This window comes from Chitinimonas sp. (genome assembly GCF_036568685.1).
Classification (GTDB): Bacteria; Pseudomonadota; Gammaproteobacteria; order Burkholderiales; family Chitinimonadaceae; genus Chitinimonas.
The window spans coordinates 35013-48696 of sequence record NZ_DATCSC010000106.1; the positions used below are offsets into that span (position 1 = coordinate 35013).

Annotated in this window: 10 protein-coding genes; 3 read left to right on the forward strand and 7 right to left on the reverse strand. The window is 63.6% G+C overall.

Going from position 1 to position 13684, the window contains the following annotated elements; translation table 11 throughout:
* The first annotated feature begins 53 nt into the window (after window positions 1-53).
* Together VIM95_RS15045 and VIM95_RS15050 are read left to right on the forward strand one after the other, a co-directional pair.
* On the forward strand, window positions 54-4055 hold the full coding sequence (locus tag VIM95_RS15045; protein WP_331987208.1) for a PAS domain S-box protein: 4002 nt from the start codon (window positions 54-56) through the stop codon (window positions 4053-4055).
* 75 nt (window positions 4056-4130) lie between these two features.
* Entirely contained in the window at window positions 4131-5312 is a 1182-nt protein-coding gene (locus tag VIM95_RS15050; RefSeq protein WP_331987212.1) for a glycosyltransferase, read from the forward strand.
* A gap of 5 nt (window positions 5313-5317) precedes the next feature.
* On the opposite strand, the gene VIM95_RS15055 is transcribed toward VIM95_RS15050, so the two are convergent.
* From VIM95_RS15055 to prpB, 7 genes are all read right to left on the reverse strand, one after another.
* A complete protein-coding gene (locus VIM95_RS15055; protein ID WP_331987215.1) occupies window positions 5318-6319 on the reverse strand; it encodes a GlxA family transcriptional regulator in 1002 nt (333 codons plus the stop codon).
* Window positions 6282-6530 carry a DUF1272 domain-containing protein gene (locus VIM95_RS23415; protein ID WP_414648533.1) on the reverse strand — a complete coding sequence of 83 codons (249 nt, stop codon included), beginning with the start codon at window positions 6528-6530 and terminating at the stop codon, window positions 6282-6284. The genes VIM95_RS15055 and VIM95_RS23415 overlap by 38 nt, the downstream gene beginning before the upstream one ends.
* A 3-nt stretch (window positions 6531-6533) precedes the next feature.
* Window positions 6534-7088 carry a cysteine hydrolase family protein gene (locus VIM95_RS15060; RefSeq protein ID WP_331987218.1) on the reverse strand — a complete coding sequence of 185 codons (555 nt, stop codon included), beginning with the start codon at window positions 7086-7088 and terminating at the stop codon, window positions 6534-6536.
* 175 nt (window positions 7089-7263) lie between these two features.
* Entirely contained in the window at window positions 7264-8715 is a 1452-nt protein-coding gene (locus VIM95_RS15065; protein WP_331987220.1) for a bifunctional 2-methylcitrate dehydratase/aconitate hydratase, read from the reverse strand.
* 64 nt (window positions 8716-8779) lie between these two features.
* A complete protein-coding gene (gene prpC / locus VIM95_RS15070) occupies window positions 8780-9934 on the reverse strand; it encodes a bifunctional 2-methylcitrate synthase/citrate synthase (RefSeq protein WP_331987224.1) in 1155 nt (384 codons plus the stop codon).
* A gap of 56 nt (window positions 9935-9990) precedes the next feature.
* The gene (locus tag VIM95_RS15075) at window positions 9991-10554 is read right to left on the reverse strand and encodes a GNAT family N-acetyltransferase (protein ID WP_331987227.1); all 564 of its coding nucleotides are present in this window, start codon (window positions 10552-10554) and stop codon (window positions 9991-9993) included.
* 2 nt (window positions 10555-10556) lie between these two features.
* Window positions 10557-11444 (reverse strand): methylisocitrate lyase, encoded by an 888-nt coding sequence (gene prpB, locus VIM95_RS15080; RefSeq protein WP_331987230.1) that lies wholly within the window; start codon window positions 11442-11444, stop codon window positions 10557-10559.
* A gap of 188 nt (window positions 11445-11632) precedes the next feature.
* Between prpB and prpR the strand changes: the two genes are divergently transcribed.
* Window positions 11633-13576: a propionate catabolism operon regulatory protein PrpR gene (gene prpR, locus VIM95_RS15085; protein ID WP_331987233.1), complete on the forward strand. Its 1944-nt coding sequence runs from the start codon at window positions 11633-11635 to the stop codon at window positions 13574-13576.
* The last annotated feature ends 108 nt before the right edge of the window (window positions 13577-13684 follow it).

Consider the following 13684-nt stretch of genomic DNA (forward strand, 5'->3'; position numbering starts at 1 on the left):
GACAGCGCAAAATCCAATAAATGAATCGAGCGGGGCGGAGATTGAATCAACCGGTGCTCTCTGCGCGCGCCGTCTGGCTACGCCGGCTGCTGCGCACATTCCTTCCGCTGGCCTTGCTGGCGCTGCTGGGCAGCCTTTGGCTATGGCAGACCGAACGTCGCCAGATCATCATGGGGCTGACCGAACAGGCGGCACAGCAACTGGCTGCCAGTGAACGGGAAATGGGCGCAGTCCTTGCCGATTGCGGCATCGATCTGATGTTGCTGGCAAACGACAGTGAACTGCAGGCCCTGGCCGCAGAGCCCGTCTCACGCTGGCAGGCCCACGCCCAACACTTCCTCTCGCTGCTCAGCTACAAGCCCTACTACGCCCAAGCCCGGCTGATCGACCTGCAAGGGCACGAGCGGCTACAGGTCGAACGCCGTCGTGGCGATCCCTTCGTGATCCCGCCCGAGCTGCTGGAGGACCTGCACGAGCAGGACTACTTCCGCGACAGCCTGAGCCTCCCGCGCGGCCGTATCTTTCTGGCCGCAGGCGAACTCGGGCCCTTACCCGGCAAGCAGGGTACCGATCCCTCGGTGCTGCGGTTGCTTACCCCGTTCTACGACCGCGATGGCAGCAAACGCGGTGTTGTCGTACTTGACCTGCCAACCGAGCAATTGCTGGCCCGGCTCAATCACAATGTCGGCGATGCGCTACGCCTGGGGGTAGTAAGCCAGCAGGGGCGCTGGCTCTCGGCCCAACCATCGCCGAATGCCCCGCCACAAGCTCAAGCACCTCGTGGCAGCTGGGGAAACGAGCACCCGGCGCTCTGGCGGCAGATGCAATCTATGGAACAAGGCCATTACCGCGAGGCGGATGGACTATGGGTATTCCGCCACCAACAACCCGCCAGCCTGCGGTTGCCACAATCGCTAAATGGGCAACCGACCTTCACCACCGGACCGGGACCGCAGAACTGGTGGCTGCTCAGCCAGATCACCCCGACTGAGCTGCAGGTTGCCGAACTTGCCGCCGCACATACCGGGCTACTGTTCTGCGGCGGCATGTTGGCGCTGGCCTTGGTCGCCGCACTCCTGTTCGCCAACCAGGCGGTCAAGGGCGAGGCAAGGCTGGCACGCGAACAGCTGTTCTTTACCTTGCTCGAACAGGCCCCCCTGGGGGTTGCGGCACTGGACCAGGATGGGGAGGGGCAGTTTTTCAGCGCCAACTGGCAAGCCATGACCGGCATGCCCTCAGCGCTCGCGCGCGGCCAGGGCTGGTTGTCCCTGCTCGAACCGCAAGACCAGGCGCATATGCAGCTTGCGCTACGGTCCTTCGCGGCCAGCGGCGAATACCCAACCTTGCAGTTGCAGCTACGCCGTCCTGACGGCAGCCGCCGTTGGGTTGCCTGCCTGATCTCCTCGGGCAGCAGCAGCCTGCTCAAATCGGTTCGCTACCTACTGAGTTTTGCCGACATCCAGACCAGCAAGGACCACGAGGCCAAGCTTGCTGGCGCGCTGCAGCTGGTGCAGGGGGTGCTGGGTGGCAGTGCCGACCCCATCCTGGCGGTTGATAAGCAGCTTCGGGTGACCCTGCTCAACCCGGCCTTGGGCCAGGTCTTCGGGACCATGTACCGCGATGCACCCGCACCGGGGGACGCGCTGGAGACATGGCTGCAAAGAGCCCCCAAGGACCAGGCCAGCTTGATCAATCCCTTCCGGCAAACCCTGCAGGGCAAGCCCAGACAATTACGCTTGGCGCTCGGCCCGACGCACCGCCTGTTCGATGCCGACTTTGCCCCCATGCGCGACGATGCCGGCGATCTGGTCGGTGCCATCCTGTTCGCACACGAAGTCACCGAGATGGCGCGCATCCAGGCCAGGGTGGCGCGCAGCGAGGAGCTCTTCCGGGCCGTGTTCAGCGGCAGCCTGGATGCCGTATTCGTATTGGAGGCGGTCAAGGACCAGAACGGCCAGATCATCGATTTCAGTGTGCTCGAAGCCAACCAGATGGCGCTCAATATGGTCAACGCCGAGCGCGACCATTTCGTGGGGCGGCTGCAATCCCAGGTCAACCCGGCGGCGCAGGAGCTGGGTTACTTCGATCGCTATATCAAGGCGATCGAGTCGGGTGAGCCCTTTGTCGAGGAGGTCTATTTCGGCGATACCCGCATCCGCGAGGGTTGGTACGAGAACCGCATCGTCCCCATGGGCTGGGGCGTGACCATGACCAGCCGCAACATCACCGACCGCAAACAGGCGGAGATGACACTGGCCGCGACCGAAGCACTGCAGCGCAATATCCTGGACTCTGCTCCCTACGCCATCATCGTGATCGACAGCGACAGCATCGTCACGCTGTTCAACAAGGCCGCCGAAGCCATGCTGGGCTACCGGGCGCAAGATGTAATCGGCATCCATACCCCCGCCCTGTTCCACGACAGTGCCGATCTGGCCCGCTATGTCCACGAGCTGGGCGAGGCCCGCGGCCAGCCCCTGGAGCCCGGGTCGGAAATCTTCATGGCCATGCACGGCGGAGGCCCGAGCGTGCACGAGTGGATCTACCGTCACCAGGACGGCCACGCCCTGACCGTGCGCATGAGCCTGTCCCCGCGGCAGGATGCGGAGGGCAGGGTGATCGGCGCCATGGCCATGGGCTACGACATCAGTGAGCAGAAACGGATCGAGGAAGAGCGGGACCGCCTGGAAGCCGTGGTCGAGATGCTGCCGGACATCGTCCGCATGGTCACCCTGGATGGCAACATCATCTACCTCAATGCCGCGGGTCGTCAGCGCTGGGGCTTGGGGCCGGACGATCCACTCGACGGACTCAAGTCCTGCGATGGTTATGCCGACTGGGCCTACCAGCTGGTGGTCAATACCGGCATTCCGCAGGCGATCGCCCAAGGTACCTGGCAAGGGGAGACCCAGTGGCAGACCCGTGACGGCCAGGTAACCGACATGCACCAGCTCATCGTGGCGCCACGCATGCACGGCAAGCCCCCCACCTTTGTTGCCTCGGTGCTGCATGACTTGAGCGAAATACGGGCGATGGAGGCCAAGATGGTGGAGGAGGATGCCCTGCTCAATTCCATTCTTGAGAGCGTCCAGGCCGCCATCGTCGTGGTCAATGACTGTGGCGAAGTCCAGGCGCTGAACCCGGCCGTGGCGGAGATATTCGGCTACGGCCTGCACAAGGTCATGGGCAAACCCGTGCTGATGCTGTTCCCCGATACCGAGACGGCGCAGCACCAGGCTGCCTTGCGGCAATATATGGATACCGGCGAGCACAGTGGTCGCATCATCGGTCAACGGGTCGAGATGCTCGGGCAGCGGCAGGATGGCTCGACCTTTCCGCTGGAACTGACCGTGACCGAGATCCACCTGGGCGCCAAACGGCTGTTTACCTGGGTCATGCGCGACATTTCCGAGCGCAAGGCCTTCGAGGAGCAGCTGCTGGAAAATATCGAGGAGCTGCAGGCCACCCGGGACGCTCTCAATGCCGCCAACGAGCAACTGATGACCGCCAACAGCGAACTGGGCCGGATGGCGCAGCAGGATGGTCTGACCGGGGTAGCCAACCGGCGTGCCTTCGATCAACGGCTGACGAGCGAGTGGGGCAGGGCGGCACGGGCCAGTCATCCATTGACCCTGCTGATGATCGACGTGGACCATTTCAAACGCTACAACGATGGCTACGGACACCAAATGGGCGACGAGTGCCTGCGCCAGGTCGCCCTCGTGCTGCAGGGTGCCGTTTCCCGTGCCAGCGACTTCGTTGCCCGCTACGGTGGCGAGGAATTCGCCATAGTCCTGCCCGAGACCGGGGCCGAGGGTGGCGCCGAAGTGGCCGAGCATATCCGCCAGGCCCTGGCGAGCGTCCATATCCCGCACGCGTACTCCACCACCAGCAAGCATGTGACCGTGAGCATCGGCATCGCCGCCTTTACGCCACAACCGGGCATGGCTGCCGATGTGCTGATCAGCGCCGCGGACCAGGCGCTCTATCAGGCCAAGGAGCAGGGTCGGAATCGCGCCATGGTCGGCGAAGTCCCGCTCAGCATGACCAGTTGAGCACGCCAGGGCGGTCATCATTTCGTCATGCCCGGCGACTAGGCTCCAGCCATTTATCCAAAGCAGGGGTCGGGCATGCGCGTACTGATGGTATCGGATGTGTACTTTCCCCGCGTCAACGGGGTATCGACCTCGATCCAGACTTTTCGCCGGGAGATGCCGGCACAAGGCGTACAGATCGACCTGATCGCGCCAGCCTACCCTGATACGTCGGCCGAAGAAGGCATACACCGCATCCCCTCGCGCTACCTCGCCTTCGACCCCGAGGACCGCCTGATGCAACGGCACGCCATTCGCCTGCAGCTGCCAGAGCTGACCTCGCGAGGCTACGATCTGGTGCATATCCAGACGCCCTTCATTGCCCACTACGCGGGCCTGGAGCTCGCCAGCAAGATGCAGCTGCCGGTGGTCACCACCTACCACACCTTCTTTGAAGAATACCTGCACCACTATGCCAAGCTGCTGCCTGCCAGCCTGACCCGGTTGGTGGCCCGCCGCTTCTCGCGTGGGCAGTGCAATGCCACCGATGGCGTGATCGCCCCCTCCTTGGCCATGCGTGACGCCTTGCATAGCTACGGCGTAACGGCACCGATCGAGATCATTCCCACCGGCATACCACTAGCTCAATTCTCGGTTGGCGACGGCGCCGACTTCCGCGCTCGGCACGGCATCGCGGCCGACCGCGAGGTCGCGCTTTTCGTGGGGCGGGTAGCACATGAAAAGAATATCGACATGCTGCTCGAGGTGACTGCACGACTGGCACGGCAACGGCCACGCTTCTTGCTGGTGATCGCAGGGGAAGGGCCGGCACTCGGTCACCTCAAGGCCAAGGTGGCCAAGCTGGGCATCACCGGACATGTGCTCTTTCTGGGCTATATGGACCGCGCACGCGAGCTACCCAACTGCTACCGGGCGGCCGACGTCTTTGCCTTTGCCTCGACCACCGAGACGCAGGGCCTGGTGCTGCTGGAAGCCATGGCCATGGGTCTGCCGGTGGTAGCCATCCCGGCCATGGGGGCCCGCGATATCCTGCAACCGGGTCTGGGCTGCCTGTGTGCCGAGAACACGGTCGAGGACTTTGCCGCCAAGCTTGCCCAGCTCCTGGACCAACCCACCCTGCGTGCCGAACTGGCAGAGCAGGCCGCCGTCTACGCCACCAGCTGGAGCGCCCCCGCCACTGCCGAGCGGTTGGCGGCTTTCTATCGCCGTATCCTGGCCAGAGAGCCGGGTCTGGCCACGGCTCCCCTGGCAGCCTGACAGCGTTAGCCAAGCTCGGCGCGCCGCAGCGCCAGCCCACGCTGGCGCAGCCATACCCGCCGCAAGTCGCGCGCCGAACCAAAACCGGCCGCCTCGGCCACGCGTTCCAACGACCAATCGGTCCGCGCGAGCAGAGGTTCGGCATAAGCCAGTTGCATCTGCTGGCAGTAGTCATTGGGCGCCAGACCAGCGTGTTGCTTGAACAGCCGCGCCAGGTGCCGCGGGCTGACGCAGGCCACCTCGGCCAACTCTTCCATGCGCCAACGTCGCTCCGGTGCCGCGGCTATGGCGTCCTGGGCCCGATGTACTGCCGGGTGCAGGTGATTACGATGATCAAGGTAGGGTGAGTGCTGCGAGCTGCCACCATCGCGCCGCAGCCAGACCACCATCTCGCGTGCCACCTCCAGCGCTACGCGCGGGCCGGCGGTACGCGAGATCAGCTCCAAGGTCAGGTCTATGCCGGTGGTAATGCCGGCCGAGCTGGCGATATTGCCGTCGATGCTGAAGATACGGTCGTCTTCTATCCGTGCCGTCGGCGCCAAGGCCCGCAAGCGGCCGATCAGGCTATGGTGGGTGGTGCAACGCCGCCCGGGCAGCAGGCCAGCGGCCGCAGCCAGCAAGGCAGCCGAACAGATGGTGATGAGTTGCAGCTCGGCCCGATACACGCGAGCCAACCAGGCGACAGCCACCTTCGAAGCCGGGCTGTTTTCATTCGCCAGCGCACTGCTGAGCCCTGGAATGATCAACCAGGCACCGTCGGGTACGGGCTCCGGCAAGGGTACCAACCCACCCAGGCTAAGCCCGAGCGAATTGCCTGCTTGCGGGTCCGGCCCGCAGTAGTGCAACGTAAAGCGCGCACCATTCTGGTTGGCGATGCGCAGTGCCTCGGCCGGGCCAGCAAAATCCAGCAGCAAATGCCCCGGGAGCAGGATGAAGTAGACCGGCACCACCGGGCCGGCGCAGGCAGGCTCACTCGGCATGGCGATGACGCTCTGGGTGGTAAACACGCTCAGTACTGGCCGGGTGTTTGCTCAGCAATGCGCTTGGCCGCGCAGGTCTTGGCAGCAGCTCACCGCCGCAGTTGGGGCAGCGCAGGCCCAGATGCCCTTGCGCACATCGGCTGCAGAAGGTGCACTCGAAGCTGCAGATATAGGCTCTAGCCTCATCGGCTTTCAGGTCTCGGTCACAGCACTCACAACCAGGGCGCATGCTCAGCATCGCTCACTCCTCGCTCAATTCAGCCACCATCTCAGCCGTACTGCGTATACGGGCAAATCGTCCAGCCAGCACCAGCTCGGTTCGTTCGCGCAGCTCATCGGTCGTATAGCACCGGCCGTTGGCGTGCTGCATGGGGAAGGTCAGGGTGGCATCACTGATGTAATCCACCGCAAATCCAAGATCGGCAGCATGGCGGGTAGTCGTCTCGCAGCACTGCTCGGTACGGATGCCGGACACGATCAGCCGCTGTACGCCACGCTCTGCCAGCCAGTCCGGCAGGCCGGTATCAACCATGGCACTGTGTACATGCTTCTCCACCGTGTGGTCGGCATAATCATCGCTCCCCGCCAAGGGCACGATATAACCCGACTCCCGGCTGAAATGCGGAAACCCGACCAGATCGACATGGAATACGCGCACTACGGGTACCCCGGCTTGCCGGGCTGCGGCGATCAGCCTGTTCTGGCGGTCAAGGTAGGCGGGCAATTCCATATCCTGCCAGTAGGGCGCATGACGAAAGGACTCCTGTACATCGATCACCAGCAAAGCTGCAGACATTTTACGACTCCCTAGTACTTGTGAGGAGCACGCACTGTAGTCTTGGCAGCGCTTATGCACAGCACCCGGCAACGACACGTACAGGACAGATTCGGACAAACACACCATGGAAAACGGGAAGCCAGAGGCTTCCCGTTCAGACCGCAGCTTGCCGTAGCAGACCGACTAGGCCGGGTCAGATCACCATCAGGTCCACGAACTCGTTGACCGGGGTGGCTTCCAGCTGCTTCTGGTTGTCGCACAGTGCATAGATGGCGGCGGCTTGCTTGACCGGGAACTGGCGGGCCAGATTGGTCTTGAACTTGGCCTCCAGCAAAGGAATGCCATCGCCACGGCGACGACGGTGGCCGATCGGGTATTCGCAGACAACTTCGTCCAGCACGGTACCGTCGTTCAGCTCTACGGTCAGACCATTGGCGATCGAGCGCTTCTCGGGATCGTGGTAGTCCTTGGTGAAGGCGGGGTCCTCAACGCAGATGATCTTGTCGCGCAGGGCGTCGATACGCGGATCGGCAGCGATGCCGTCCTCATAGTCGGCCGCGGTCAGGCGACCGAAGATCAGCGGTACGGCCACCATATACTGCACGCAGTGGTCGCGGTCGGCCGGGTTGTTGAGCGGGCCCTTCTTGTCGATGATGCGGATGCAGGCTTCGTGGGTGCGGATGGTGATCTTCTTGATGTCCGCCGCCGACTTGCCGGCTGCAGCCAGCTTGCCGTGCAGAGTCATGGCACATTCCACGGCGGTCTGGCTGTGGAATTCGGCCGGGAAGCTGATCTTGAACAGCACCTGTTCCATCACATAGCTGCCGTAGGGGCGTTGGAACTTGAACTCATTGCCCTTGAACAGTACGTCGTAGAAGCCCCAGCCCTTGGCGCTCAGCACGCCTGGGTAACCCATCTCGCCCTTTAGGGTGATCAGAGCCAGGCGCACGGCGCGGCTGGTGGCGTCGCCTGCCGCCCAGCTCTTGCGGCTGCCGGTATTGGGAGCATGACGGTAGGTACGCAGGGCCTGGCCATCAACCCAGGCTTGCGAGACCGCGTCGATCACTTCATCGCGGGTGCCGCCCAGCAGCTTGGTCACCACGGCGGTCGAGGCCACCTTGACCAGCACGACGTGGTCAAGGCCAACTCGGTTGAAGCTGTTTTCCAGCGCCAGCACGCCCTGGATCTCGTGGGCCTTGATCATGGCGGTCAGCACATCGCGCATCAGCAGTGGCGCTTTGCCGGCAGCCACCCGGGTACGGCTGAGCCAGTCGGCTGCCATCAGGATGCCGCCCAGGTTGTCCGAAGGGTGCCCCCACTCGGCAGCCAGCCAGGTATCGTTGAAGTCCAGCCAGCGGATCATGGCGCCCAGGTTGAAGGCCGCCTGGATGGGGTCGAGCTGGAAGGAGGTGCCGGGTACCTTGGCGCCATTGGGCACCACGGTGCCAGGGACGACCGGCCCGAGCAGCTTGGTACAGGCCGGGTATTCCAGCGCTTCGAAGCCACAACCGAGGGTATCCATCAGGCACAGGCGGGCGGTGTTGTAGGCCTCGTCGGACTTGATCTCATAGTTCCAGACGTAGTCGGCGATGTCGACCAGCACCTGATCCGGGGCCGGGCGGACGTTGGAGATATGTGCAGACATGGTGTGTCCTTAGTTTTGCTGTAAGGGAAGGTCAGAACGGGGCGGGCAGGGCCCGCCCGCGGGGTCAGGGGCGCTCGGCCAAGGGCACGAAGGCCAGGTCCTCAGGACCGGTATAGTTGGCGCTGGGGCGAATGATCTTGCCGTCGATCCGTTGCTCGATCACGTGTGCCGCCCAGCCGCTGGTGCGGGCAATGACGAACAGCGGCGTGAACATCGCGGTGGGCACACCCATCATGTGGTAGCTGACGGCCGAGAACCAGTCGAGGTTGGGGAACATCTTCTTGATCTCCCACATCACGCTCTCCAGCCGCTCGGCGATATCGAACATCTTGGTGTTGCCGGCCTCCAGCGACAGGGAGCGGGCTACATCCTTGATCACCACATTGCGTGGGTCACTGATGGTGTACACCGGGTGGCCAAAGCCGATCACCACTTCCTTGCGTTCTACCCGGGCGCGGATATCGGCCTCGGCTTCGTCCGGCGAGTCGTAGCGCTTCTGGATCTCGAAGGCGACCTCGTTGGCGCCACCATGCTTGGGACCGCGCAGTGCGCCAATGGCACCGGTGATGGCCGAATGCATGTCGGAACCCGTGCCGGCGATCACGCGGGCGGTAAAGGTCGAGGCGTTGAACTCATGCTCGGCATACAGCACCAGCGAGGTATGCATGGCACGTACCCAGCTCGCGGACGGCTTTTCGCCATGCAAGAGGTGCAGGAAGTGACCGCCGATGCTGTCGTCGTCGGTCTCGACCTCGATGCGCTTGCCGTTGTGGCTGTAGTGGTACCAGTAGAGCAGCATGGAACCGAGGCTGGCCATCAGGCGGTCCGCAATATCACGTGCTCCTGCGACATTGTGGTCGTCCTTTTCCGGCAGGGTGCAACCCAGCGCCGATACAGCACTGCGCATCACGTCCATGGGGTGGGCGCTGGCCGGCAGATTTTCCAGTACAGCCTTGACCGACTGCGGCAAGCCGCGCAGTGCCTTGAGTTTTTGCTTGTAGCCCTGCAGCTCTGCCCGGTTGGGCAGCTTGCCGTGCACCAAGAGGAAGGCGATCTCTTCGAATTCACAAGCCTTGGCCACATCGAGGATATCGTAGCCACGGTAGTGCAGATCGTTGCCAGTACGACCCACGGTGCACAGGGCGGTATTGCCGGCGGCAACGCCGGAGAGCGCCACCGATTTCTTCGGCTTGGGCAACACGGATTGGGCTTCGGTCATGTCTTTGTCTCCTTGTTGGAATGAAGCGGCAGCGGGACCGCAACAGCGTTGTCGGTTCAGGCCTTCTGCCCGGCCAGCCAATCGGCTCGAGGCAGGCGGTACAGCAGGTGGCGGCGCAGCGGATGATCCACGGCGAGCCGTGGGTGATCGAAATCGTCTTCTTCACGCCGGCTCATGCCCAAACGCTGCATGACCGCTTGCGAAGGGAGGTTGGTCAGGGTAGTCAGGGCAACGATCTCTTCCAGCCCCAGCGTCTTGAAGCCATGATCCAGGGCCAGGCGGGCAGCCTCGGTCGCATAACCCTTACCCCAGCAAGGGGTAGCCAAACGCCAGCCTATTTCCACACAAGGCGTGAAATGGGCTTCAAAGCTGGTACGCAAAAGGCCGACAAAGCCGGCAAAGTCCGTCACGCCGGGGATTTCCAGCGCCCAGAAGGTGAAACCTTCGCGCGCACCGTGGGCACGGATGCGCTCGGCCTCGCCACTCGCCTGCTCGGCCGTCAGTACGCCAGGAAAGTAACGACGTACCTCCGGATCCGCGTTCATGGCCGCCCAGGCGGGGATATCCTCATCCCGCCAATCGCGCAACAACACACGCTCGCCACGCAGTGCAAAGGTCATGGTCAGACCTTGCCTTCGGCGGCGAACAGGGCGTCAAGCTTCTGCTCGTAGGCGTGGTAGCCCAGGTGGTCGTACAGTTCCATACGGGTCTGCATGGTATCGAGCACACTCTTCTGGCTGCCCTCGGCCGCGATATGGCCATAGACGTTCAGTGCCGCTTTGCTCATGGCACGGAAGGCAGAAAGCGGATAGAGCATCATGCTTACACCCACGCTCGCCAGCTCATCGCGGGTGAACAGCGGGGTCTTGCCGAATTCAGTGATATTGGCCAGCACCGGCACCTTCACCGCGTCGACAAAGGCCTTGTACATCTCCAGGCTTTCCATGGCCTCAGGGAAGATCATGTCGGCCCCCGCTTCGACGCAGCGGCTAGCACGGTCGATGGCGGCTTGCAGGCCTTCCACCGCCAGTGCGTCGGTGCGGGCCATGATCACGAAGTCGCTATCGGTACGGGCATCTACGGCAGCTTTGACACGGTCGACCATCTCATCGGCCGAGACGATGGCCTTACCGGGCCGGTGACCGCAGCGCTTGGCCAGCACCTGGTCCTCGATATGCACGGCCGCCGCGCCGGCGCGGATCATCTCGCGCACGGTGCGGGCGATGTTGAAGGTCCCACCCCAACCGGTGTCGATATCCACCAGCACTGGCAGATCGGTACGGTCGGTAATGCGACGCACGTCGATCAGCACGTCCTCCAGGGTGGTGATACCCAGATCGGGTAGACCACAGGAGCTGGCCGCCACCCCACCACCAGACACGTACAGGGCCTTGTGGCCGGCATGCTCCGCCAGCAGGGCGGCATAGGCATTGATCGCGCCGACGATCTGCAAAGGCTTTTCGGTAACAGCCAGCTGACGGAAGCGTTGACCTACGGATGGGGTCTTCATGGGCGATCTCCGGGAAAGATGGGCTCTGCCATTGCAAAACCCTTGCCACCCGACCAATCCAAGCCGGGGGCAGCACTGTTTTCCCCGCCAGATCAATAAGCTGCAAAGAGATTGGCCCGAATATCGCCCTTACGAGCCGGCCCCACCAGCGTTTCATTTTGTTTCAACTTCGTTCCAATGATGAAACAATGCAACGCACCCGCGATCGCGCGCTGATACCCACCAAGCCCTACGCCATGCCCCGCACCCCTTTGCCACAGATCGCCGTTGTTGCCACCCGCGCCCTGGCCGAGCGTATACGTGCACTGCTGCCGCGCTATGCGGACCAGTGCGCGATCGGCCTGATTGAGAAGACGGCAGAGCAGGCCCTGGAAGGGCTGCAGGCCATGGTCAAGCGCGGCGAGATCGACGCCGTGGTCGCAGCCGGCCGTGGCGCGGCCTTGCTGCGCGATAACCTGCCACTGCCGGTCGCCGGCATTGCAGTCAGCGGCTACGACATCCTGCATGCGCTGGCCGATGCGCAGGCCCTGGGTAGCCGGGTCACGCTGCTCAGCCGAACGGAACTGAGTGATACCTTTGCCCACCTCGCGCCCCTGTTGAAAGTCGAAGTCCGCCACCAGCTCTATCAAGGGGATCACGAAGCACAGGCCTTTCTAAGCGGTCTCACGGGCCAGACCGGTACCGTGGTGATCGGCTCCAGCCAGGTGGTGCAATGGGCACGCGATGCCGGGCTCGCCGCGGTATTGCTGTATTCGCCCGAAGCGGTATCCCACGCTTTGGACGGCGCACTGGAACTGGTCCGCATCGCGCGGTTGGAGGAGGCCAAGCGGGAGCGCCTGGATGTACTGGTTGAAAGTCTCAGCGAGGGCGTGGTGGCTGTGGGGCGGGATGGCCGGGTAGAGAGCATCAATCCGGCACTGGCACGGCTGATCGGTGTGGCGCAGAGCTGGGCGCAAGGACGGCGCTGGGCCGAGCTGGCCCCCGCACTGAGCCTGGACATCGTCCTCAAGAGTGGCGAAGCCCGCCGCGATGAGGTCGTGGTGGTGGGCGGGCGCACCCTGGTCACGCAGCAGCTACCCCTGCTGGAAGGTGGTGAGCAGGTCGGCGCGGTGTTGACCTTGCAGGAATCAGCCGCGATCGAGCGGGCCGACCGTAAGCTGAGGGCTGCCAGCCAGCGCAGCCAATTCCGGGCACGCTATCGGCTGGAGGACGTGCTCGGCGTTTCTCCCGCCATCTCGACGGCGCGACAACTCGCCCTGCGCTATGCAGGCAGCGAAGCTTCGGTACTGATACTGGGAGAATCCGGCACCGGCAAGGAGCTGTTCGCACAGGGCATACATCTGGCGTCGCGCAGGGCGGACGGGCCTTTCGTCGCCCTGAACTGCGCCGCCTTTCCCGAGCAGCTGCTGGAATCGGAACTGTTTGGCTACGAAGAGGGCGCCTTTACCGGCTCCCGCCGAGGTGGCAAGCCTGGGCTGATCGAGCTGGCAGACCGAGGCACCTTGTTCCTGGATGAGATCGGCGACATGCCCCTGCCGCTGCAGACCCGCTTGCTACGCGTGCTGCAGGAGCGTGAAGTGATCCGGCTAGCGGGTTCCGAGCCGATCCCGGTGGATGTACGTATTGTCGCCGCCACCCACGCAGCACTACGCCAAGGGGTGGCCGCGCGAACCTTCCGCATGGACCTTTACTACCGGCTGGCCATCCTGACCCTTGAGCTGCCGCGGTTGGCAGATCGTGGCGACGATATCCGGCTGATCGCGGAATCGCTTGCGACGGATGCCCTGCGGCGCATGCCGGCGAGCCTCACGCCAGCGGCCCTGGTAGCCGCGCTGCTGGCATATAGCCGGCACTATCACTGGCCGGGCAATGTGCGGGAGCTGCAAAACCTGGTCGAGCGCTGCGCCACCCTGGCTGCCAGTGGCACGCCGCTCGACAGAAATGCGCTGGCCACCATGGCGCCGGAACTCTCCGACATCGGCGACCAGCCAGCGGCAATACCGTTGCCGGCTGCCTCACGCAGCGCAGAGGCCGCTGCCGCGCTGGCCGCCTGCGGCGGTGACCGCCAGGCAGCCGCACGGCAATTGGGAATCAGCAGAACCACGCTCTGGCGCCTGCTGAAGGCGGATTGAATGCCTGTGCGCCAGCAGAGGGCATCCAAATATCTCCAAATGAGAAGCGCCCGGAACCCCGGGCGCCTGGCCCCTCTTCATCCATCAATCATTGCGCGTCAGCGCGGC